The organism is Burkholderia sp. 572, assembly GCF_040545135.1.
GTDB classification, from domain to species: domain Bacteria; phylum Pseudomonadota; class Gammaproteobacteria; order Burkholderiales; family Burkholderiaceae; genus Burkholderia; species Burkholderia cepacia.
Window position 1 is genome coordinate 43,544 of record NZ_JBEPLH010000020.1, and the last position, 22,029, is coordinate 65,572.

The following is a 22,029-nucleotide window of genomic DNA, read 5'->3' on the forward strand; positions in this document are numbered from 1 at the left end:
CGACAATCCCTGTCGGCGGCGCTTCGTCAGTATATTGATGAGCGGGCAGTGCGTCCGCCGTCGTCAAACCGTCTCCGGCTGCCGCACGGCCTTCGCGACATTCCGCGCCATCGCCCCGTTCGCGACGAAATAAGGCACGTCGACACGCGCGAGCGGTTGCTTGCCACGAATCTTGTCCGCGATTTTCTCCGCGATCATGATCGTCGGCGCATTGAGGTTGCCGGTCGTGATGATCGGCATGATCGACGCATCGACCACACGCAGCCCTTCCAGCCCGTGCACGCGGCCTTCTTCGTCGACCACCGCCATATCGTCGTAACCCATCTTGCACGAGCACGACGGATGGAACGCGGTTTCCGCGCGGGCCCGCACGAACGCGTCGAGTTCCTTGTCGGTCTTGCAATCGGCGCCCGGGTTCAGCTCGCGGCCGCGATAGCGGTCGAGCGCGGGTTGCCGCATGATTTCACGCGTCGCGCGGATCGCATCGCGGAACTCGCGCCAGTCGAGCGCTTCGGCCATGTAGTTGAACAGGATGCTCGGATGCTGGTTCGGATCGCGCGAGCGCAGCTTCACGCGGCCGCGGCTCGGCGAGCGCATCGAGCCCACGTGCGCCTGGAAGCCGTGCATCTCGATCGCGTTCGAGCCGTTGTAGTTGATCGCCACCGGCAGGAAGTGGTACTGGATGTTCGGCCACAGGTCGTCGTCGCGCGTGCGGATGAAGCCGCCCGCCTCGAAGTGGTTGCTCGCGCCGAGGCCCGTACCGTTCAGCATCCATTCAAGGCCGATCTTCGGCTGGTTCCACCACTTCAGCGCCGGGTACAGGGAGACGGGTTCCTTGCACTCGTACTGGATGTACATCTCCAGGTGATCCTGCAGGTTCTGGCCGACGCCGGGCAGGTCGAGCACGACGGGAATGTCGAGCTCCTTCAGCCACGCGCCGGGGCCGACGCCCGAGCGCTGCAGCAGTTGCGGGGACGCGATCGCGCCGCTGCACACGAGCACTTCGCGGCGCGCGTGCGCGGTCGCGCGTTCGTTGCCGCGCAGGTACGTGACGCCCGATGCGCGCTTGCCGTCGAACAGGATGCGATCGGCGAGCGCATGCGTGACGATCTCGAGGTTCGGCCGTGCACGCGCCTGGTCGAGGTAGCCGCGCGCGGTGCTCGCCCGGCGGCCCTTCGGCGTGACGGTGCGGTCCATCGGGCCGAAGCCTTCCTGCTGATAGCCGTTCAGGTCGTCGGTGCGCGGATAGCCGGCCTGCACACCCGCGTCGACCATCGCCTCGAACAGCGGGTTCACGCCCGGCTTGCTGGTCGTGACCGACACGGGGCCGCTGCCGCCGTGATAGTCGTTCGGGCCGACGTCGCGCGTCTCGGCTTTCTTGAAGTACGGCAGGCAGTCGAGATACGTCCAGTTCTCGAGGCCCTTGTGCGTCGACCAGTTGTCGTAGTCGAGCGCGTTGCCGCGGATGTAGCACATCCCGTTGATCAGCGACGAGCCGCCGAGCCCCTTGCCGCGCCCGCATTCCATCCGGCGGTTGTCCATGTGCGGCTCGGGGTCGGTTTCGTACGCCCAGTTGTAGCGGCGGCCCTGCAGCGGATAGGCGAGTGCCGCCGGCATCTGCGTGCGGAAGTCGAAGCGGTAGTCGGGGCCGCCCGCTTCGAGCAGCAGCACCGTCACGTCCGGATCTTCCGTCAGGCGCGTTGCGAGCACGTTGCCCGCGGAGCCCGCGCCGCAGATGATGTAGTCGTATTCGCGTGTCGTCATGACGGTCAATCTCCTTTCGTGATCCTTAAAACACCGGGTTGTAGCGGCCGAGCTCGACCTGCACCGACTTGATTCGAGTGTAGTGCTCGAGCGTCGTGATGCCGTTCTCGCGTCCGACACCGGATTGCTTGTATCCGCCAACCGGCATCTCGGCCGGCGATTCGCCCCACGTGTTGATCCAGCAGATGCCGGCCTCGAGGCGATGGATCGTGCGGTGCGCGCGCGACAGGTTCTCCGTCACGACGCCGGCTGCGAGCCCGTAATGCGTGTCGTTCGCGCGGGTGATCACTTCGTCTTCCGATTCGAAATCGAGGATGCTCATCACCGGCCCGAAGATTTCCTCGCGGACGATCTTCATGTCGTCGCGGCAATCGCCGAACACGGTCGGCGCGACGTACTGGCCGCCGCCGAAGTGGCCGTCTGTCAGGCGCGTGCCGCCCGCGAGCAGCTTCGCGCCTTCGGCCTTGCCGCTTTCGATGAAGCCGAGCACCTTGTCGAGCTGCGCGGCCGATACGAGCGGGCCGAAGTTGGTGTCGGCGTCGGTCGGCTTGCCCACGCGGATGCGCTTCACGCGTTCGAGCACCTTCTGCGTGAACGCGTCCTTGACCGAACGGTGCACGAACACGCGCGTGCCGTTCGTGCAGACCTGGCCCGAGCTGAAGAAGTTGGCGGTGACCGCGATGTCGGCCGCGCGGTCGAGATCCGCATCGTCGAACACGATCAGCGGCGACTTGCCGCCGAGCTCCATCGTCACTTCCTTCAGCGACGATGCGCCGGCCAGCGACATCACCTTCTTGCCCGTCTCGACGCCGCCGGTGAACGACACCTTCGCGATGTCCGGATGGCCCGTCAGCAGCGCGCCGACCGAGCCGTCGCCCTGCACGACGTTGAACACGCCGGCCGGCACGCCGGCTTCCGTGTAGATTTCCGCGAGCTTCAGCGCGGTGAGCGGCGTGACTTCGCTCGGCTTGAACACCATCGCGTTGCCGGCCGCGAGCGCGGGCGCCGTCTTCCAGCACGCGATCTGGATCGGGTAGTTCCATGCGCCGATGCCCGCGCACACGCCGAGCGGCTCGCGCCGCGTGTAGACGAACGATTCGGCGCGCAGCGGCACCTGCAGCCCTTCGATCGCGGTGGCGAGGCCCGCGTAGTACTCGATCACGTCCGCGCCGGTGACGATGTCGACCGCGAGCGTCTCGGCGATCGGCTTGCCCGTGTCGCGCGTTTCCAGCGCCGCGAGTTCGTCGTTGCGCTCGCGCAGCAGGTCGACCGCGCGGCGCAGGATGCGCGAGCGCTGCATCGCGGTCATCGCGGCCCATTCACGCTGGCCTTCCTGCGCGGATGCAACCGCGCGATCGACGTCGGCCGCGCTCGCTTGCTGCACCTGCGCGAGCAGTTCGCCGGTGGCGGGATCGAAGGTGTCGAAAGTCTTGCCGCTCGTGGCGTCGACGTAACCGCCACCGATGTAGAGGCGCTGCAAACCGAATACGGACATGAGGATCTCCTTGAGGGCGACTGCGTCGCGCGTCAGTCGGACGCGAGCAGCAGGTCGATGTAATCGTGGGCGAGCTTCAATGCAGCCCGGGTGTCGATCGGGCCGCCGGCGAGTGCGCCGCGCAGCCACAGGCCGTCGATCAGCGCGGCGAGGCCGCCGGCGGCCTCGCGCGCCTGCGTGCGGGGCAACGCCTTCGCGAATTCCGCGCACAGGTTCGAATGGAGGCGCCGCGTGTTGACGTGCTGCAGGCGCTTGAGCATCGGGTCGTGCATGCTCTGCGACCAGAACGCGAGCCACGTCTTCATGACGGGCGCGCTCACCTGTGTGTCGTCGAAGTTCGCGGCGACGATCGCGCGCAGCCGCGAGCGCGGGTCCTTGCGTGCCGCCACGCGGCGGCGCGTGGTGGCCGACCACAGGTCGCGCAGCACGTGCCGCATCGTCGCTTCGAGCAGGCCGTCCTTGTCGCCGAAGTAGTGGCTGACGATGCCCGTCGAGATGTTCGCGCGCTGCGCGACGGACGCGAGCGTCGTGCCGGGCAGGCCCGCTTCGTCGATCGAACGCAGCGTGGCGTCGATCAACTGTGCGCGGCGAATCTCCCGCATTCCGACTTTCGGCATCGCGACTCCCTTCGCCCGGACGGGCCGTCCATGGAAGTCGAGAGCTTAGCGGTTTTTTATTGATCGTTCAATCAACAAAAAATCGGGGTCTGACGGTGACGGCGGGTGCCGGGCAGACGAAAGGGCAGTCGGCCGTGCGTTGTGCAGGTGCGGAAAAATAATCGAAAGATGGTTAAGAAAACAGAAGTTTGTTTAAAACGCTTTCTGAAGTCGGCGATCAATCCGGTTAATCGTTACGGGTGTCGAAGCGATTACGGAATGAAAGAATATTGAGCTGTGTGATATTCGGTGAAATATGGAAGCCGGTTGAAGAAGCGACGTCACGTTTCATTCATGAAAATTCGTTTTAAATAGGTGAATTAAACGGTTCAAGTTATTGAATTTAAATGAATATCGCATGATAAGGAGTGGTTCGAACGGTGCTCCGCAAACGATTGCGATCACCCTCGAAAGGATTCTGCCTACCATAAAAAATGGCGGAATAATTTGAAGCGGCGGTATTTCCTGACAGAGTAGAGGGTATCGTTGGAATGACTTGAGTCAGTAATATTGTCCGTATTAGTATGGCGCCGCACTACGAGGAATGAATCGATGCCGCCGGTATTGCCGCGGTGCATTGGCCAATCGCGCGATTCGGATTGCGCGCGAAAACCGGCGCAGCCATTGCGCACCTGCAGCATGCCGCGACGTCGAGACGCCGCATCCACCGGAGAACGACGATGCTGACCGAAAAACACGTGGTCCCGCTACCGAATGGTCTGAAGGTCTACGTCGAACGGAACGTGTTCGACCCGGCGTTCGACACGGCGATGCTCGTCAACGGCGCGCTCGCGACGACCGCGTCGTTCGGGCAGACCGTCCAGTATCTCGGCGAGCGGATGAACACGATCTGCTTCGACCTGCCGTACGCGGGGCAGTCGCGCCAGCACAACCCGGGCTGCTTCATCCTGACGAAAGACGACGAAGCCGCGATCCTGCAGTACCTGGTCGAGCGTTTCGCGCCGGCCTACCTCGTGTCGGTGTCGTGGGGCGGCGTGGCGTCGCTGTTCGCGCTCGCACGCGGCTGCCCGAGCGTGCGGCGCGCGGCGATCTGCTCGTTCTCGCCGTTCCTGAACGACGCGATGGTCGACTACGTGACGCGCGCTCGCGACCACATCGCGGCCGGCGAGAACCTGAAGGCCGCGCAGTTGCTGAACGACACCGTCGGCCGCTACCTGCCGCGCATCATGAAGCTGTACAACTACCGCTATCTCACGCGCCTGCCGCGCGACGAGCAGGACCAGGTCGCGTTCCACGTCGACCAGATCCTGTCGCTGCAGCCCGAGCGCTACCTCAGCGAGTTCTCGAACATCGGCTGCGAGCTCCTGTTCCTGAACGGCGAGCGTGACGAATACACGACGCCCGCCGACGTGCGCCAGCTCGGCGCGCATGTGCCGCGCGCGCGGTTCGCGACGGTGCCGGACGCCGGCCACTTCCTCGACATCGAAGGCCGCGCGCAGCGCGAATACACGCGTGCGGCGCTGCTCGACTTTTTCTGCGGCGAGTCGTCGCTCGCCGCCGGCATCGCGCTCGCCGCCGCGCAGGCGTGCGTGCCCGCGCCGATGCACGCGCTGTCGTCGTGACGCCGCGCGCCGTGCGTCCGGTACGCAGCGCGCATCCGAATTCCCATCCCAACGAGGCAGGCCAGCCGTGAATATCGTTCAGACCATCGCCATCGTCGTTCCGTGGGCCGCGTGGCTCGCCTACTGGATCGCCACTTCGCAAGGCGTGAAGGCGACCGTGCGCAAGGAAGCGTCGCGCTCGCGCACGCTGCAGTCGATTCCGCTGATCGTCGGCGGCGCGCTGATCATCCTGCCCGATCCGTCGTGGCAGGCGCTCGTGCCCGACTGGCAGCGTTTCGGCCTGCAGGCGCAGTGCGGGCTCGCGGTGCTGGTCGCGGGCCTGCTGTTCTCGGTGTGGGCGCGGCTGCATCTCGGCACGAACTGGAGCGTGTCGGTCACGCTGAAGGAAGACCATGAACTCGTGCGCACCGGGCCGTACGCGCTCGTGCGTCACCCGATCTATACGGGCTGCCTGATCGCGCTCGTCGGCGCCGCGCTGATCGGCGGCGAATGGCGCGGCGCGATCGGCGTGCTGCTCGTGTTCGCGTCGCTCGCGTACAAGGTGCGCGTCGAGGAAAGCTGGCTGACCGGGTATTTCGGGCCGGCATACACGCAGTACCGCCGCGAGGTCGCGGCGCTGATTCCCGGCTTCTACTGATCCCCGCGAGGCGCGCGATGGCGAAGATGATCGTGACCGCGATCGGCTCGGCGGGCGACGTGCATCCGCTGCTCGGCGTCGCGCGCACGCTCGCGGCGCGCGGTCACGACGTCGTGTTCTGCACGCACGCGCCGTTCGAGGCGGCCGTGCGCCATTGCGGGTTCGAATTCGTGCCGATCGGCACCGCGGCCGAATACGAGGCCGCGATGGCGAACCCCGCGCTGTGGGATTCGCGCACGTCGTTTCGCACGCTGTGGCAGGTGATCGCACCGACGCTGCGCCCGCACTACGACGCGCTGCGTGCGCTGGCCGACGGCGACACGGTGCTCGTCGGCACGCTGTGGGCGTTCTCCGCGCGCTTCATGCAGGAGCTGCACGGCACGCCGTACGTGTCGGTGCAGGTGTCGCCGTCGACGCTGCTGTCCGCGCATGCGCCGCCGACCCACCCGCGCCTGACGATTCCCGCGCGTTGGCCGCTGCCCGTGAAGGCGGCGCTGATGACGCTGATCGAGCGTCAGGTGCTCGATCGCACATGCGGCCCCGCGCTCAACGCGGTGCGCCGCGATCTCGGGCTCGCGCCCGCGCGGCGCGTGCTGGGCCGCTGGCTGCATTCCACCGACGGCGTGCTGTGCCTGTTTCCCGGCTGGTTCGCGCCGCCGCAGCCGGACTGGCCGTCGAATCATCTGCAAAGCGGTTTTCCGTTGTTCAACGATATTGCGACTCCCGACGACGATGTGGCACTCGATGCGTTTCTCGCGGCCGGCGAACCCCCGGTCGTGTTCACGGCCGGTTCGACACGCGTCGATCACGCGGCCTACGCGCGCGCGGTGGCGGACGCGCTGCGCGCGACCGGCGCGCGCGGGATCCTGCTGACGCCGCACGATGCGGCGCCGGACGGCGACCGTTTGCTCGTGCGCCGCTTCGTGCCGATGCGCACGCTGCTGCCACGCTGCCGCGCGCTCGTGCATCACGGCGGGATCGGCACGGCGGCGCTCGCGTTCGAAGCCGGGATCGCGCAGGTCGTCACGCCGTTCGCGCACGACCAGTTCGACAACGCGCAACGGGTTGCCGCGAGCGGCTGCGGCGTGCGGGTCGACGGCCCGATCGACGGTGCGCGCCTAGGCGCGGCGCTCGCGCGCGTGCTCGGCGAGCCCGCGTTTGCGGCGCACGCGGCGCGTACACGCGCACGGCTGGCGGCCGAGCGGGACGGCTGCGCCGCCGCCGCCGATTTCATCGAGCGGTTCGCGCCGCGGCGCGGGCGGCCAGCCGCACGGCCCGAAGCCGCGGTGGCCGGCGCATGAGCACCGCGTCGCCGCTTCACGACGGGCCCGTCGCGGCGTCCGCGTTCGACGCGCCGGCCCCGGCGTCGGAACCGGCCGCGCAACCGGTGCGCGGTATCCGGCTCGCGCTGCTGACGTTCGCGCTGTCGCTCGCGACCTTCATCGAGGTGCTCGACTCGACCGTGACGAACGTCGCGGTGCCGGCCATTTCCGGCAGTCTCGGCGTATCGAACAGCCAGGGCACGTGGGTGATCAGTTCGTATTCGGTCGCGGCCGCGATCGCGGTGCCGCTGACGGGCTGGCTCGCGCGCCGCGTCGGCGAATTGCGGTTGTTCGTCGGCGCGGTGCTGCTGTTCACGCTGACGTCGCTGCTGTGCGGGCTCGCGCGCGACCTGCACGTGCTCGTGATCTGCCGTGCGCTGCAGGGGCTGTGCTCGGGGCCGATGGTGCCGCTGTCGCAGACGATCCTGCTGCGCACGTTCCCGCCGGACAAGCGCACGATCGCGCTCGCGCTGTGGGCGATGACGGTGCTGCTCGCGCCGATCTTCGGGCCGGTGGTCGGCGGCTGGATCGTCGACAACTTCTCGTGGCCGTGGATCTTCCTGATCAACCTGCCGATCGGGCTGTTCTCGTTCGCGGTCTGCACCGCGATGCTGCGCCCCGACGCGCAACGCGGCACGGCCGGCCCGATCGACGTGCCGGGCATCGTGCTGCTCGTGATCGGCGTCGGCTCGCTGCAGGCGATGCTCGATCTCGGCCATGATCGCGGCTGGTTCGGTTCGCCGCTGATCGTCACGCTGGCGGTGGTCGCGGGGCTCGCGATCGTGTCGCTGCTGATCTGGGAGGCGGGCGAGGCGCATCCCGTCGTCGACCTGAGCCTGTTCCGCGATCGCACGTTCTCGTTCTGCGTGCTGATCATCTCGCTCGGGATGATGAGCTTCTCGGTGGTCGGCGTCGTGTTTCCGCTGTGGATGCAGGCCGTGATGGGCTACAACGCGTTTCACGCGGGGCTCGCGACGGCGTCGCTCGGCGTGCTCGCGCTGGTGTTCTCGATTCTCGTCGGGATCCACGCGCACCGCTTCGACGCGCGCGTGCTCGCGACCTTCGGCTTCCTCGTGTTCGCGGCCGTGCTCGCGTGGGATGCGCATTTCACGCTGAAGATGACGTTCGCGCAGATCGCCGCGCCGGGGCTGATCCAGGGGATCGGGCTGCCGTGCTTCTTCATTCCGCTGACGGCCGCGACGCTGTCGCGCATTCCGGACGACAGGCTCGCCGCCGCGTCGAGCCTGTCGAACTTCCTGCGCACGCTGTCGGCCGCGTTCGGCACCGCGATGAGCGTGACGCTGTGGGACAACCGCGCGACCTATCACTACGACGTCGTGTCGCAATCCGTCACGCACGCATCGGCGAACACGCAGCGCTTCGTGCACACGCTGAACGCGATGGGCGTGGACGGCGTACGCGAGCTGACGACGCTGCACCAGGTCGTGATGCAGCAGGCCTACATGATGGCGACCAACGACATGTTCTGGATGGCGAGCATGACGTGTCTCGCACTCGCGGCGATGATGTGGCTGACGCGGCCGAAGCGTGGCGCGGCCGCGTCGTTCGGGCATTGAGGAGAGGAACATGACGACACTCGGCGCACTCGTGATCCTGTATTACCCGAGCGACGCGCAGCTCGACGCGCTCGGCACCTGGCGGCACGCGTGCGATGCGCTGCTCGTCGTCGACAACACGCCGCAGCCCGATGCGCGGGCCCGCGAGCTGTGCGCGCGCGAGGGCATCGCGCTGCTGCATCACGGCAATCGCGGCGGCATTGCCGGCGCGTACAACGCGGGCCTCGCGACGCTGTTTCGCGACCGCGTCGATGCCGTCGCGCTGTTCGACCAGGATTCGTCCGTGCCCGCCGCGTATTTCCCCGCGATGCGCGACGTCTGCGCCGGGCTCGCGGGGCGCGCGTTCCTGGCCGGCCCGCGCATTTTCGACGAGAACGCGCGCAGTTTCCTGCCCGAACTCTCGACCAACGGGATCGGGCTGCGCCGCTTGCGCATCGAGCCGGGCGCGCCGCTGCAGCGTTGTGCGTTCCTGATCTCGTCGGGCTGCGTCGTGTCGCGCGATGCGTTCGACGTGCTCGGCCGCTTCGACGAGACGCTGTTCATCGATCACGTCGACACCGAGTACAGCTTCCGCGCGCTGGCGCGCAACGTGCCGCTTTATGTCGTGCCGTCGCTGGTGCTGCCGCACCGGATCGGCGCGAAGCAGCGTCACGCGATCGGCCCGTTCGAAATGACGTCGATGAATCACTCGTGGCAACGGCGCTACTACAGCGCACGCAATGCGGTGCAGCTCGGGATGCAGTACGGGCTGCGCTTTCCGGTGGCGATCGTGCCGAACCTGCTGACCGTGTGGCAGGTCGCGCAGATCGCGCTCGTCGAACGCGACAAGCGCGCGAAGCTCGCCGGCATCCTGTTCGGCATCGCGGACGGCCTGTTCGGCCGGCTCGGCCCGCTCGAGCGCACGCGGCCGCGGCTGGCCGAGCGGGCGCGGCGCGTTGAGCGGCGCATTCAGCAGGGATGAGGAGCGAGATGCGGCGTGTGAAACAAGCAGCGGGTTGGGCGCATCGCATGAAGGGCGGCACGGTGATCGTTGCCGCGGCGGTGTCGCTGGCACTGGGCGGATGCGTGCCGACGGGCTTCCTGCCGTCGCTGTCGTTGCACGCGCCGGCCGACGATGCGCTCGCGCAGACGGCCGGCCCCGGCGTGAACGGCGCGTGGCCCGCGCCCGACTGGGTGAAGCAGTTGCAGGATCCGCAGCTCGACGCGCTGGTCGCCGAGGCATCGCAGAACAACCCCGACCTGCAGGTTGCGCAGGCGCGGCTGCGGATCGCGCAGGCGCAGTTTCAGCAGTTCGATTCGTTGACGGGGCTGACGGGCACGGCCGGCGCAACGGTCAGCCGCGCGCGGATGCCGAAGCCGGGCGACGACGTCGCCAACGTGTCGGTCGGCGGCTATCGTGTGCCGGTCGAGATCTTCGGCGATCCGAACGTATCGCCGTCGTCGGTGTTCGTCGGGCTCAACTACCAGCTCGACCTGTGGGGCAAGAACCGCGCGGCGACGAAGAGCCTGATGTCGCTGCGTGAAGCGGCGCGGGTCGAGGCCGAGCAGGTGCGGCTCACGCTGGCGGTCGCGATCGTCACCGTGTACTGCCAGCTCGACCAGGCCTATGCGATGCAGGAACTGCTGCAGCAGAAGCTGAAGGTGAGCCAGCGCGTGACGACCGTGCTGCGCGAGCGCACCGCGCGCGGGCTCGACAACGCATACGACGCGAGCGATGCCGCGATCAAGCGCAGCAAGCTGCTCGCGCAGATCGCGCAGAACGACGAGCAGATCAAGCTCGCTCAACTGCAGCTCGGCGTGCTGTCGGGCCGCGGCCCGGAGCGCGGGCTCGCGCTGCAGCGGCCGCGCGTCGGCGCATTTGCCGGCGGCGCGCTGCCCGCGCGGCTGCCGGCCGGACTCCTCGGCCGCCGGCCCGACATCGTCGCCGCGCGGTTGCGCGTCGAAGCCGCGTTCGCGAATGCCGATTCGACGCGTGCGCAGTTCTATCCGGACGTGAACCTCGTCGCGCTCGGCGGCGTGTTCGCGCTGACGCCCGCGTCGCTGTTCTCGCGCGACGCGCTCGCCGGTTCCGTCGGCCCGGCGATCTCGCTGCCGGTCTTCGATCGCGGCCGGCTGAAGGCGAAGCTCGGTGCGGACGTCGCGCAGGCCGACGTGGCGATCGGGCTGTACAACAAGACTGTCGACGACGCGCTCGGGCAGGTCGCGCAGCTCGTCACGTCGCTGCAGACGTCGCAGACGCTCGTCGCGCAGCAGCAGGATGCGGTCGCGGCCGCGCAAAAGATCGTGCAGATCGCGACCGACCGCCACCGGCGCGGCGTGCTGATGCAGAAGGACGTGGATGTCGCGGATCTCACGCTGATCGACGAGCGCGCGCAGTTGATCGCGCTGCTCGGCCGGCAGCGCACGCTGCGCGTCGGGCTGGTCGGTGCGTTGGGCGGCGGGTTCGATGCGGGCGCGACGGTCGCGCAGGCGCCGGCCGCGCATCGGGCGCGTAGCGGGGCGGCGAAGCGAGGTGCGTCGACCGTCGCACCCGCCGCGCCCGCGATGGCGGCTGCGACCGCCACGACCGCATCCGCCGCGAACGCGAGCACATCGGTGGCGGGGCCGTCCGCCGATGCGCGTGCGCGGAGCGTGTCCGTCCCGCAGGTCGTCGCTGCATCGGATACCGGGGCCGCACGACGCGACGACGCGGCACGCACGCCGGCCGTCGGCGCGACGCCTCGCGGCACCCCCGTTCCCGCGCGCACGGCGGCCGCGACTCCGGCGCCGAGCCTGTCGGTCATGCCGCCGATCCCCCTGTTCCAGCACGATCGTCTGATCGTCACGCAAAGCGACTGATGCACCACGACAACCTACATACCGCCGCGCCGCCGGCCGCACTGAACGATCCTGCACTCGACGCGCGCCGCGCGACGCGTCGCAAGCGCTTCATCGTGTTCTTCGCGGTCGTGCTGGTGGCCGCGCTTGCATGGATCGCATACTGGTTGCTGAGCGATCGTTATTACGAAGACACCGACGACGCGTACGTGGCCGGCAGCATCGTCCAGGTCGCCGCGCAGATCCCGGGGTCGGTGACCGACGTCGTGGTCGCCGATACGCAGGCCGTGCGCGCCGGCCAGACGCTCGTGAAACTCGACGACACCGAGGCGTCCGTCGCGTTCGCGCAGGCGAAGGCGCAGCTCGCACAGGCCGTACGGCAGGTCGCGAACGCGAAGATCTCGAACACGATGTACGTCGAGGCCGTGAACGCACGGCGCGCCGACCTGTCGCTCGCGCAGCGCGCGTTCGCCGCGCGCTCGGGCGCATCGGTCGAGATCGTCGCACCCGAGGAGCTCGCGCGTGCACGGGCCGCGGTCGCCGGTGCGCAGGCGAATCTCGCGGCCGCGCAGGCGCAGCTCGACGCGGCGCGCGCGCTCGGCACCAGGCTGCCCGTCGACGAAAACCCGGCCGTCGTGCAGGCGGCCGCGCAGTTCAAGCTCGCGTACCGCAACCTGAAGCGCACGACGATCGTCGCGCCCGTCGACGGCACGATCGGGCAGCGTTCGGTGCAGGTCGGCCAGCAGGTCGGGCCCGGCGTGCCGCTGATGTCGATCGTGCAGCTCAACCGGCTGTGGATCGAGGCGAATTTCAAGGAAGGGCAGATCCGCCACATGCGCATCGGGCAGCCGGTCGAGGTCGTGTCGGATCTCTACGGCTCGCGCGTGACCTATCGCGGTCGTGTGCAGGGCTTCTCGGCGGGGACGGGCAGCGCGTTCTCGATGCTGCCGTCGCAGAACGCGGCCGGCAACTGGATCAAGGTCGTGCAGCGCGTGCCGGTCGTCATTGCGCTCGAGCCGCGCGATCTCGCCGCGCATCCGCTGCGCGTCGGGCTGTCGATGCGCGCAACGGTCGACACGCACGACCGCAACGGCCATGCGCTCGACAGCGAGCCGCCGACGCCGGCCGTCAGCACGCGCGTGCACGACGGGGTGGCGAGCGACGCGGAAGCGGCGGCGGCCGCGATCATTCGCGAGAATCAGGGCGGGTAGCGCCTGCCCGGGAGAGGGGCGGCCGGTCGCGACGACCGGCCCGCCCCCGCGCGTCACGCCGCCCCCGAAACCTTTCCATCGGTTCCCGCCCGACTTTCGCATTTCCGCCATCGATGTCGGCGCCGTTCAAACGCGTGTCGCGTTTGAGACATCGGCGCCCCTGCCTCCGGGACTACTCTCGAACAGCACGTTGCGCGTGCGCCGGATGGCGCCGGCGCGCCGCGGCGCCACCAACGAGACATGGAGACAATACGATGAGCAGCAATCGAGGTGTCGTCTATCTTGGACCGGGCCAGGTCGAAGTCCAGAAAATCGATTATCCGAAGATGGTCGATCCGAGCGGCCGCGCGATCGGCCACGGTGTGATCCTGAAAGTGGTCAGCACGAACATCTGCGGTTCCGACCAGCACATGGTGCGCGGCCGCACGACCGCGCCGGTCGGCCTCGTGCTCGGTCACGAAATCACGGGCGAGGTGGTCGAGATCGGCCGCGACGTCGAAACGCTGAAGCTCGGCGATCTCGTATCGGTGCCGTTCAACGTCGCTTGCGGCCGCTGCGCGATGTGCAAGGACACGCATACGGGCGTGTGCCTGAACGTGAACCCGTCGCGTGCCGGCGGCGCCTACGGTTACGTCGACATGGGCGGCTGGATCGGCGGCCAGGCCGAGTACGTGCTCGTGCCGTATGCCGATTTCAACCTGCTGAAATTCCCCGACCGCGACCAGGCGATGGCGAAGATCCGCGACCTGACTTGCCTGTCCGACATTCTGCCGACCGGCTATCACGGCGCTGTGAGCGCGGGCGTGAAGCCGGGCTCGACGGTCTATATCGCGGGCGCGGGCCCGGTCGGGATGGCGGCGGCCGCATCGGCACGCCTGCTCGGCGCGGCCGTGACGATCGTCGGCGACATGAACGCGGAACGCCTCGCGCACGCGAAGGCGATGGGTTTCGAGACGGTCGACCTGTCGAAGGACGCGTCGCTCGGCGAGCAGATCGAGCAGATTCTCGGTGTCCCCGAGATCGACTGCGCGGTCGACTGCGTCGGCTTCGAGGCGCACGGCCACGGCTCGTCGGGCCACGCGGAAGAGGCACCGGCCACGGTGCTGAACTCGCTGATGGAAATCACGCGGCCGGCCGGTGCGATCGGCATCCCGGGCCTGTACGTGACGGACGATCCGGGCGCGAAGGACAAGGCCGCGCAGCACGGCAGCCTGAGCATCCGCTTCGGCCTCGGCTGGGCGAAGTCGCACTCGTTCTTCACGGGCCAGACGCCGGTGCTGAAGTACAACCGCAACCTGATGCAGGCGATCCTGTTCGACCGTCTGCCGATCGCGAAGATCGTCAACGTCGAAGTGATTTCGCTCGACCAGGCGCCGGAAGGCTACAAGAAGTTCGACGGCGGCGCGCCGCGCAAATTCGTCATCGACCCGCACGGGTTGCTGGCGGCGTGATGCGCTAGCGTTCGACGCGCGCAGCGCGTCACGCGAAACGGGCGGCACCGGAAACGGGTCGCCCGTTTTTGCTGAGGAAGCGTGGGGAAGAGCAGGCCGCGCGCAGGTATCGCGCGGGCCGGAACGCCTGCGCACCGCCGATCCCGGCCGCACGGAATTGCTGCGATAATCGTCGCCCGTTCCCGACTCCATCGCGGCCGCCCGGCGCCGAATCCACGAATGGCCAAGTCACTTCCCCTCGCCGCGTTGCACACGTTCGTCGAAGTGGCGCGCTGCGCCAGCATGAAGCAGGCGGCCGACCAGCTCTGCATTTCGCCGGGCGCCGTCAGCCAGCATGTCCGCAATCTCGAGGATCGCCTTGCCGTGCGCCTGTTCGAGCGCACCGGCCGCGAGCTCGAGCTGACCGGCACGGGTCGCGCGCTGTTCGATCAGCTCGCCGGCGGCTTCAACGAGATCGAGGCCGCGTGGGCGAACGTGCACGGTGCCAATCGGCGCATCGTCCGCCTCGCCGTGACGACCACCGCCTCCTTCGCGAACACGTGGCTCGTGCAGCGCCTCGGCGCGTTCAATGCCGCATACCCCGAAATCGAAATCACCGTCGAAACACGCGCGCAACTGGTCGACCTGCGTCGCGACTATGTCGACGTCGCGATCCGGCACGGGTTGGGCCATTATCCCGGGCATGCATCGTTCCGCATCTGGACACCCGAGCTGTGGCCCGTCTGCAGCCCGCAACTGCTCGATCCCGCCCGCCCGATCGCCACGCCGGCCGACTGCCTGTCGTATCCGCTGTTGCAGGACGCGGACCGCGCCGACTGGGCGCTGTGGCTGCGCGCGCAGGGAATCGAGGATGCCCGTGCGCCGCGCGGCGCGAGCTTCAGCGAGGATGCGCTGCTGATCAAGGCGGCGGTCGCCGGGCAGGGCATGGCGCTGGTGCGCGACATCTACGCGCGGGACGAAGTCGCGGCCGGCCGGCTGGTGCGCGTGCTCGCGCGGCCCTGGCCGACCGAGTTGTCCTATTACGTCGTGTGCAGCGAAGCGCGCCGGCACGAGTGGAAGATCGCCGCGTTCCGCGACTGGCTCGCGAGCGAGATCGGCGGTGGCGGCGACGGCCCGCGCGATCTACTGGCGTGACCCGCGCACGGCGGCGGCCGCGAACCCCTTGAGCTTGCCGGTTGCGAGCGCGGTGCCGAGCAGGATGATCGCGCACCCGGCGACCGTCTGCGCGGTGATCGTCTCGTGCAGGAAGATCGCGCCCCATACGACACCGAAGATCGGGATCAGGAACGTGACCGACGCCGCATATTGCGCGCCCGCATTGCGGATCAGCCCGAAATACAGCAGGTAGGCGACGGCCGTGCAGATCGCGCCGAGCAGCACCACCGCGATCCACGCGGACGCGTGAACGGGGCCGTGCGGCCACATCGGCAGCGCGAGCGGCACGAGCGCGACCGCCGCGAACAACTGGCTGCCGAACGCCGACACGAACGGCCTGACATTCGCCAGCTTGCGCTTCGAGTAATGCGCGGCGAACCCGTACGACAGCGTCGCAAGCATCGCGGCGGCGATCGCACGCGGTGCGCCGGGCGTGCCGGCGCCGACCGCGGAGCCGGCGAGCACGACGACACCGGCGAAGCCCAGCGCGAGGCCGATCGCCTGGGGTTTCGTCAGCGGTGTACGCAGCCATGCGAATGCGACGATCGCGGTCCACAACGGTGTCGTCGCATTCAGGATCGAATCGGTGCCGGCCGTCACGAACAGCGCCGCGTAGGTCAGCAGGCAGAACGGCAGCGCCGAGTTCGTGATGCCGACGACGAACAGCGGCACGACGTGCGAGCGGAATTCCTGTCGCGCCTGCGCGTTGCGCAGCACCGGCGACAACAGCACGGCCGCGATCGCGACGCGCAGCGCGATCAGCGGGACCACGCCGAATTCCGGTGCACCCATGCGCATGAACAGGAAGGACGCGCCCCAGATGGCAGCAAGGGTCACGAGCTGTAGTGCATTCATCGACGACTCCGTTCGGTGGATCGAGTGAGCGGCCGGAACGCGATACGCGCCGGCGCGGGCGAATGACCCATTGAACGTCACGCGTGCGTCGCGGCGCAAACGAGGTTTTGCGAGGGGCGGTTTAGAAAAATGAATCGACGCAAGCGTGCGCACTCAGTGGCCGCGATAGAGCTGGGCGAGTTGCGTATTGCTGGCGGTGGTGGTGCGTCGCGCCCGCGCGGTGTGTGCGGTGTGCGCGCTCACTCGGTGGAATGCGCGGGCGCGATGCGCGGCATTGCGACCGGCTTTCAGGTCGGCGACCCGAACCGTGGTGGCGGCACGCGGCCGATCGGGTGCACGGATGGCCGGCGCGGCGCGCGCGACTGTGGTCTGGGCGGCTTCGCCGACATCCGGGCTGCGCTGTCGCGCGGCCGCCACCTGGGTTCCATCAGTCGAATGAAACGGATAGGCGGGCGCCGGCAGGACCGGCAGCACGGGATCGTTCGACACGTACGCACCCGCATCGCTCGCCGTCGCGCCCGATATGTTCGAGCCGCGACAGACCGGATCGGCATTGCACGTCCGGTCGACCATCACGTAGCCGCCGACCAGCAGCACGAGCGTCAGGATGCTCAGGATCGGCGCGCTCGATGCGCGCGGCCGCCGGAACGCCGCGTTGCGAAGCGTCCGCGCGACGCGCGACGACCACGTATCGAAGCGCTGCACCGCGTGCGTGGTGCGCGCGTCGTCCGGCGTGCGGCGAACCGGATCGAACGGCCAGTTCCACTGGCCGCAAACGGGGCAGTGCTCGAGCGCGCGGAAGGCCACGAAGCCGCATTCCCTGCAGCGGCAGCCGGCAGTGCGCCGCGCGTCGGCTCGCGCGTTCAGGATCGCGCGCCAGTCGTCGCGTGCGCGGAACGTCCGATTGGGCAGGACTCGCATCGCCGGAAGCGGGCAGGCGCCGTCAACGAGGCGAACGTTCGCCGGTCGACATGATGCTTTCCTGCAAGGCAACCGATCGGCCCGTGCCGGAATCCGGCGGCGCGTGCATCGTCGACGGTCGTGCACATGCGGTGCTCATGGGATTCTCCGTGACGTCGGGTGAGCGGAGCACGTTCTTCCGCGGTTACCTTCCGCTTCATTCTTGGTCGCCTGCGTGTGAAACGCAATGCGCAAAAAGGAGCATCGCGACGTGCACGTTTCGTGCTAACCGTCCTGCCGCTGCCGGGCCGCGAGCGTCCCGATGGTCTCCATCGCGTGCTCGACGGCCGGTGTCCACGGCCGGCCGTAATTGAGCCGAAGATAGCGGCGGAATCCGCCGGTTGCGGAAAAGATCGGCCCCGGCGCGATGCTGACGCCGTTTTCCATCGCATCGTCGAACAGGTGCATCGTATCGACGCGCGGCGGCAGTTCGATCCACAGGAAATACCCGCCGTGCGGCGCGAACACTTCGGTGCCGTCCGGGAAATACGTCTGCACGGCCGCCAGCATCTGCGCCTGGTGCGCGGCGAGATTGCGGCGCAGCTTGCGCAGGAAGCGGTCGTACGCACCGTCGCGCAGGTAGTTCGAAATCGCCATCTGCGCGGGCACGTCGGCCGCCGGCGCGCTCGCGCCTCTTGCCTGACGGATCTGCCGCACGTAGCGTCCGGCCGCGACCCAGCCGATCCGGAACCCGGGCGCGAGGCATTTCGAGAACGAACCGCAATGCAGGACGAGCCCGCTGTCGTCATACAGTTTGGCCGGGCGCGTGGGTGCCGTTCCGAAATGCAGCTCGCCATAGACGTCATCCTCGATCAGCGGCACGCCGCGCGCGGTGAGCAGGTCGATCAGCTCGCGCTTGCGCTCGTCGGTCAGCGTCGCGCCGGTCGGGTTGTGGAACGACGTCATGAACCAGCATGCCCGCACCGGATGCGTATCGAGCGCCGTTTCGAGCGCATCGAGATCGAGGCCGGTGCGCGGATCGACCGGAATCTCGACGGCCTTCAGGTGCAGGCGCTGCACGGCCTCGAGGGCCGCGTGGAATGCCGGTCGCTCGATCGCGACGATATCGCCCGGGCGGGTCAGTGCCTGCAGGCTGAGCGTCAGCGCGTCGAGCGCGCCGGTCGTGATGACGATCTCGTCCATCGGCAACGCCGCGCCTGCGTTCAGGTAGCGCAGCGCGATCTGGCGGCGCAGCGTGTCGTAGCCGGGCGGCAAGCCGGACAGCAGCGTCGTGCGATCCATGTTGCGGGCCGCCGACGCCATCGCGCGCCACAGGCTGCTCATCGGAAACAGGGAATAGCTGGCGAAGGCCGAGCCGAGCGGAACGATCTCGTCGCGTTTGAGCGAGTCGAGCAGGCGGAACAGCACATCGTCGTCGCCGGTTGGTTCGGCGGCCGGCTTGCGCGGCGGATCGTGGGCGAACCGCACGCGTTTGTCTTCGAGGTTCGCAACGAAATAACCGGATCGGGCCCGCGCGACGATCAGACCCTCGCCTTCGAGCGCGTAGTACGCGCGAAACACGGTGGACGGGCTCACGCCATACACGCGGCAGGCCATGCGCACGGTGGGGATGCGCGCACCGGGCGGCAGGTCGCCGCGGTGGATTGCGTCGGCGATCGTTCGTGCGAGCACAGCGTATCGCTTCATGCCAGCCCTCCGCCCGATCGGGGCCTTGCCGAAAAAGAGTAGCACGGCACCCGTCGCGTGCAAGCGCGCCCCCAATTGCTGATCCGCATGTTTTTGCCGGGCTCTGATTCTTTTCTTTCGTCTGACAAGCCGGCATGCTCTCGAGCAATCTGCGTTCCCGATGTCCGACCGACCGGAATCGACGCTGCCCGACGGCGGATTCCTGGCCCGCGCACATCCTGCGCGGGACCTTTTCTGCGGCGTCACAACCTTGCCCGGAATCATTCAGCGTGAAATTGAAGACTCTCGTCGCCGGCCTCATGGCCGGCATCGCCCTCAACCTGTCGAGCGGCATCGCAACGGCCGCCTGCATCAGCAATCCCGCCGCCCAGCCGAACGCGACGTTCCCCGCCGCACTGACCGGCAAGCTCGTCTACCACAGCTACGTGAAGTACGGCGACGGCACGAGCCAGCTGTTCCTCTACGACTTTTCGGCCCATACGCTGACGCAACTGAGCAAGAGCACGTGGGGTATCACCGATCCGATGAACGGCGTGTTCAGCCCCGACGGCAAGTGGCTCGCGTTCATGGGCATCAGCAACGGCGCATGGAACGTGTTCATGCTGCAGCTCGGCGCCGGCACGCCGCCCGTCAACCTCACGAACAGCACGGGCGCCACGCGCAACGAGGATCCGAAGTTCAGCGCCGACGGCAAGACGCTCGTGTTCAAGCAGAACGGCGACGTCAAGCAGGCGACGCTGTCGTACACGAGCGCGGGCCCGGCGTTCACGTCGGTCGTGAGCCTGACGAACGCGCCGGCAGGCGCCGAATACTCGATGCCGTATCTCGCGCCCGATTCGAGCGCCGTGTACTACGCGACGGGCACCGGCGCGAACATGGGGCTGATGAAGCGCACGCTCGCGACCGGCGCGACCGCGACGTTCGACAATCCGGCCGGGCTGCAGACGTACTACCCGATCGTGCGTGCGGACGGCATGGTGTTCTACGCGCGCTGGAAAGACAGCGGCCAGGCCGACCAGATCTATACGAAGACCGCGGACCCGGCGTCGACGCCGAACGCGTTGCCGATCAACGACTGCGTGAGCAACAACTCGGATCCGGCACCGGTGAACGGCACGAACTACGTGTTCTTCTCGTCGACGACGGCGGGCGGTTATCAGCTCTACGTCGGTGACGTGACGACCGGCCAGCGCTGGAGCCTGTCGCAGTTCGGCGTGAATGCCGACACGACGAAGGCCAAGCTCGGGGCGAGCTATTACGGCGGCCCGGCCGCCGCGCAGCCGGTGCTGCTGTCGCAGGGGCATCCGGCCGCTGCGTCGGCGAGCTACAACGCGTCGCTCACGCCGGACAAGGCGTTCGACGGCAACACCACGGGCACGCGCTGGGATTCGCCGGAAGGCGCCGGTGTCGGTTCGCAATGGATCTCCGTGGATCTCGGCGCGGTGAAGCGCATCGATCACGTCGATCTGTACTGGGATGCGGGCGCGCTCGCTTATCAGATCCAGACGTCGAACGACAACGCCAACTGGACGACGATCTATTCGACGAGCAACGGCGGTTCATATACCCACGTCACGCTGCCGAATCTCAACGGCAGCGGTCGTTACGTGCGGATGCTCGGCACGAAGCGCGCGACGCAGTGGGGTTACTCGCTGTACGAAATGCAGGTGTGGGGATCGTAAGCGCATAAGAAAAAACGGCCTTCGAGGCCGTTTTTTTCATGCGTCGATCATAGCGACGCTCACGCATGCAGTACATGCGCCGGGAAGGCCGGGCCGGCGCTCGCCGCGCCTTGCGCGAGCGGCGCGACCTGCTTGCGGCGCTCCCTTGTCGGCGCGACGCCGAACGCGTCGCGATAGCTCTTGCTGAAATGGCACGCCGACTGGAACCCGCACGCCATCGTGATGTGCATGATCGACATGTCGGTCTGCAGCAGCAGTTCGCGCGCGCGGCGCAGCCGCAGCGTCAGGTAGTAGTGCGTCGGCGTCATGCCGAGGTGTTCGCGGAACAGGCGCTGCAGTTGCCGCTGCGACATGTTCGCGAGCCGCGCGAGCTCCTCGCGCGACAGCGGCTCCTCGATGTTGTTCTCCATCAGCGAGATCACTTCGAACAGCGACTTGTTCGCCGAGCCGAGGCGCGCGACGAGCGGCATGCGTTGCTGCGCGCTCGTGTCGCGCACGTGTTCGACGATGAACTGCTCGGCGATCTGCGTGACGCGCGCGGTGCCCACGCGTGCGGCGATCAGGTTCAGCATCATGTCGAGCGGCGCGACGCCGCCCGTGCACGTGATGCGGTCGCGGTCGATCACGAACAGTTCCTTCAGGAAGCGCGTATCCGGAAACTCCTCCTTCAGCGCCGACATGTTCTCCCAGTGGATCGCGCATGCGTAGCCCGCGAGCAGCCCCGACTTCGCGAGCGCATAGGTGCCCGTGCACAGGCTGCCGAGCGGGATGCCCGCGCGTGCGAAGCGGCGCAGCGTCGACAGATGGGCGGGCGTGGTCGCGCGTTGCACGTCGACGCCGCCGCACACGAACACGATGTCGGGCTGCCCCACGCATTCGGCCGGGCCCGTATCGACCGTCAGGCCGTTGCTCGCGGTGACCGGGCCGCCTTCCGGGCTGATGACCGACCAGCGGTAGAGCGGCTGGCCGCTCAGGTAGTTCGCCATCCGAAGCACCTCGATCGCATTGGTGAACGCGATCATCGTGAAATTCGGTAACGGCATGAACGCGAAGTGGGACAGCGACGCTGTGCGGTCGGGGGACATGGGGAGCTTCCTGAAATCTCTAATAGCTATAGGCCCGGGGCACGGATCGGGCTGCGGTATTGTGTGAGCCAGCGCAACAAGCGTGCCATACGGCTAAACCCTAGCTCCATACGTTGTATGGCTGAAAGCCGC

At 67.9% G+C, this 22,029-nt stretch carries 17 protein-coding genes; 10 read left to right on the plus strand and 7 right to left on the minus strand.

Features of this window, described 5'->3' with window-relative positions:
* Nucleotides 1-63: 63 nt before the first annotated feature.
* The 3 genes from betA to betI are packed head-to-tail and all read right to left on the minus strand — an operon-like array spanning nucleotide 64 to nucleotide 3,876.
* A complete protein-coding gene (gene betA, locus ABIC51_RS30715; protein WP_027789749.1) occupies nucleotides 64-1,764 on the minus strand; it encodes a choline dehydrogenase in 1,701 nt (566 codons plus the stop codon).
* 25 nt (nucleotides 1,765-1,789) lie between these two features.
* Nucleotides 1,790-3,259 (minus strand): betaine-aldehyde dehydrogenase, encoded by a 1,470-nt coding sequence (gene betB / locus ABIC51_RS30720; RefSeq protein ID WP_021160332.1) that lies wholly within the window; start codon nucleotides 3,257-3,259, stop codon nucleotides 1,790-1,792.
* A 32-nt stretch (nucleotides 3,260-3,291) separates the two neighbouring features.
* Nucleotides 3,292-3,876, minus strand: a complete 585-nt coding sequence (betI, locus tag ABIC51_RS30725) for a transcriptional regulator BetI (RefSeq protein WP_027789747.1) — start codon at nucleotides 3,874-3,876, stop codon at nucleotides 3,292-3,294.
* A gap of 719 nt (nucleotides 3,877-4,595) precedes the next feature.
* On the opposite strand from betI, the gene ABIC51_RS30730 reads away from it, so the two are divergent.
* From ABIC51_RS30730 to ABIC51_RS30770, 9 genes are all read left to right on the plus strand, one after another.
* On the plus strand, nucleotides 4,596-5,498 hold the full coding sequence (locus ABIC51_RS30730) for an alpha/beta fold hydrolase (RefSeq protein WP_027789746.1): 903 nt from the start codon (nucleotides 4,596-4,598) through the stop codon (nucleotides 5,496-5,498).
* A 67-nt stretch (nucleotides 5,499-5,565) separates the two neighbouring features.
* The gene (locus ABIC51_RS30735) at nucleotides 5,566-6,135 is read left to right on the plus strand and encodes a methyltransferase family protein (RefSeq protein WP_027789745.1); all 570 of its coding nucleotides are present in this window, start codon (nucleotides 5,566-5,568) and stop codon (nucleotides 6,133-6,135) included.
* A 17-nt stretch (nucleotides 6,136-6,152) separates the two neighbouring features.
* The gene (locus ABIC51_RS30740; protein WP_226128087.1) at nucleotides 6,153-7,436 is read left to right on the plus strand and encodes a glycosyltransferase; all 1,284 of its coding nucleotides are present in this window, start codon (nucleotides 6,153-6,155) and stop codon (nucleotides 7,434-7,436) included.
* Nucleotides 7,433-9,034: a DHA2 family efflux MFS transporter permease subunit gene (locus tag ABIC51_RS30745; RefSeq protein WP_027789743.1), complete on the plus strand. Its 1,602-nt coding sequence runs from the start codon at nucleotides 7,433-7,435 to the stop codon at nucleotides 9,032-9,034. The genes ABIC51_RS30740 and ABIC51_RS30745 overlap by 4 nt, the downstream gene beginning before the upstream one ends.
* 10 nt (nucleotides 9,035-9,044) lie before the next feature.
* Nucleotides 9,045-9,995, plus strand: a complete 951-nt coding sequence (locus ABIC51_RS30750; protein WP_175897699.1) for a glycosyltransferase family 2 protein — start codon at nucleotides 9,045-9,047, stop codon at nucleotides 9,993-9,995.
* An 8-nt stretch (nucleotides 9,996-10,003) separates the two neighbouring features.
* A complete protein-coding gene (locus ABIC51_RS30755) occupies nucleotides 10,004-11,872 on the plus strand; it encodes an efflux transporter outer membrane subunit (RefSeq protein WP_354006761.1) in 1,869 nt (622 codons plus the stop codon).
* Nucleotides 11,872-13,062 carry an HlyD family secretion protein gene (locus ABIC51_RS30760; RefSeq protein WP_060197317.1) on the plus strand — a complete coding sequence of 397 codons (1,191 nt, stop codon included), beginning with the start codon at nucleotides 11,872-11,874 and terminating at the stop codon, nucleotides 13,060-13,062. The genes ABIC51_RS30755 and ABIC51_RS30760 overlap by 1 nt, the downstream gene beginning before the upstream one ends.
* Before the next feature lie 254 nt (nucleotides 13,063-13,316).
* Nucleotides 13,317-14,513 carry a formaldehyde dehydrogenase, glutathione-independent gene (gene fdhA, locus ABIC51_RS30765; protein WP_027789739.1) on the plus strand — a complete coding sequence of 399 codons (1,197 nt, stop codon included), beginning with the start codon at nucleotides 13,317-13,319 and terminating at the stop codon, nucleotides 14,511-14,513.
* 219 nt (nucleotides 14,514-14,732) lie between these two features.
* Nucleotides 14,733-15,647 carry a LysR substrate-binding domain-containing protein gene (locus ABIC51_RS30770; protein ID WP_354006762.1) on the plus strand — a complete coding sequence of 305 codons (915 nt, stop codon included), beginning with the start codon at nucleotides 14,733-14,735 and terminating at the stop codon, nucleotides 15,645-15,647.
* Here the strand turns inward: ABIC51_RS30770 and ABIC51_RS30775 are convergent.
* From ABIC51_RS30775 to ABIC51_RS30785, 3 genes are all read right to left on the minus strand, one after another.
* Nucleotides 15,636-16,523, minus strand: coding sequence for a DMT family transporter (locus ABIC51_RS30775; RefSeq protein WP_321907751.1), 888 nt, complete (start codon nucleotides 16,521-16,523; stop codon nucleotides 15,636-15,638). The two genes, ABIC51_RS30770 and ABIC51_RS30775, sit on opposite strands and share 12 nt — an antisense overlap.
* 153 nt (nucleotides 16,524-16,676) lie before the next feature.
* Nucleotides 16,677-17,444, minus strand: a complete 768-nt coding sequence (locus tag ABIC51_RS30780; RefSeq protein ID WP_354006763.1) for a hypothetical protein — start codon at nucleotides 17,442-17,444, stop codon at nucleotides 16,677-16,679.
* Nucleotides 17,445-17,708: 264 nt separating this feature from the next.
* Nucleotides 17,709-19,130: an aminotransferase-like domain-containing protein gene (locus ABIC51_RS30785; protein WP_301764840.1), complete on the minus strand. Its 1,422-nt coding sequence runs from the start codon at nucleotides 19,128-19,130 to the stop codon at nucleotides 17,709-17,711.
* A gap of 269 nt (nucleotides 19,131-19,399) precedes the next feature.
* Between ABIC51_RS30785 and ABIC51_RS30790 the strand changes: the two genes are divergently transcribed.
* Nucleotides 19,400-20,812 carry a discoidin domain-containing protein gene (locus ABIC51_RS30790; protein WP_060358261.1) on the plus strand — a complete coding sequence of 471 codons (1,413 nt, stop codon included), beginning with the start codon at nucleotides 19,400-19,402 and terminating at the stop codon, nucleotides 20,810-20,812.
* 59 nt (nucleotides 20,813-20,871) lie between these two features.
* Here ABIC51_RS30790 and ABIC51_RS30795 read toward each other — a convergent pair whose 3' ends face one another.
* Nucleotides 20,872-21,897, minus strand: a complete 1,026-nt coding sequence (locus ABIC51_RS30795) for a GlxA family transcriptional regulator (protein WP_027789733.1) — start codon at nucleotides 21,895-21,897, stop codon at nucleotides 20,872-20,874.
* Between the last annotated feature and the right edge of the window lie 132 nt (nucleotides 21,898-22,029).

Coding starts and splice junctions, on each gene's coding strand:
- ABIC51_RS30745 (WP_027789743.1), top strand. CDS start 7,433: ATGAGCACCGCGTCGCCGCTTCACGACGGGCCCGTCGCGGCGTCCGCG.
- ABIC51_RS30770 (WP_354006762.1), top strand. CDS start 14,733: ATGGCCAAGTCACTTCCCCTCGCCGCGTTGCACACGTTCGTCGAAGTG.
- betI (WP_027789747.1), bottom strand. CDS start 3,876: ATGCCGAAAGTCGGAATGCGGGAGATTCGCCGCGCACAGTTGATCGAC.
- ABIC51_RS30785 (WP_301764840.1), bottom strand. CDS start 19,130: ATGAAGCGATACGCTGTGCTCGCACGAACGATCGCCGACGCAATCCAC.
- ABIC51_RS30750 (WP_175897699.1), top strand. CDS start 9,045: ATGACGACACTCGGCGCACTCGTGATCCTGTATTACCCGAGCGACGCG.
- ABIC51_RS30775 (WP_321907751.1), bottom strand. CDS start 16,523: ATGAATGCACTACAGCTCGTGACCCTTGCTGCCATCTGGGGCGCGTCC.
- betA (WP_027789749.1), bottom strand. CDS start 1,764: ATGACGACACGCGAATACGACTACATCATCTGCGGCGCGGGCTCCGCG.
- ABIC51_RS30730 (WP_027789746.1), top strand. CDS start 4,596: ATGCTGACCGAAAAACACGTGGTCCCGCTACCGAATGGTCTGAAGGTC.
- ABIC51_RS30755 (WP_354006761.1), top strand. CDS start 10,004: ATGCGGCGTGTGAAACAAGCAGCGGGTTGGGCGCATCGCATGAAGGGC.
- betB (WP_021160332.1), bottom strand. CDS start 3,259: ATGTCCGTATTCGGTTTGCAGCGCCTCTACATCGGTGGCGGTTACGTC.
- ABIC51_RS30760 (WP_060197317.1), top strand. CDS start 11,872: ATGCACCACGACAACCTACATACCGCCGCGCCGCCGGCCGCACTGAAC.
- ABIC51_RS30795 (WP_027789733.1), bottom strand. CDS start 21,897: ATGTCCCCCGACCGCACAGCGTCGCTGTCCCACTTCGCGTTCATGCCG.
- fdhA (WP_027789739.1), top strand. CDS start 13,317: ATGAGCAGCAATCGAGGTGTCGTCTATCTTGGACCGGGCCAGGTCGAA.
- ABIC51_RS30780 (WP_354006763.1), bottom strand. CDS start 17,444: ATGCGAGTCCTGCCCAATCGGACGTTCCGCGCACGCGACGACTGGCGC.
- ABIC51_RS30740 (WP_226128087.1), top strand. CDS start 6,153: ATGGCGAAGATGATCGTGACCGCGATCGGCTCGGCGGGCGACGTGCAT.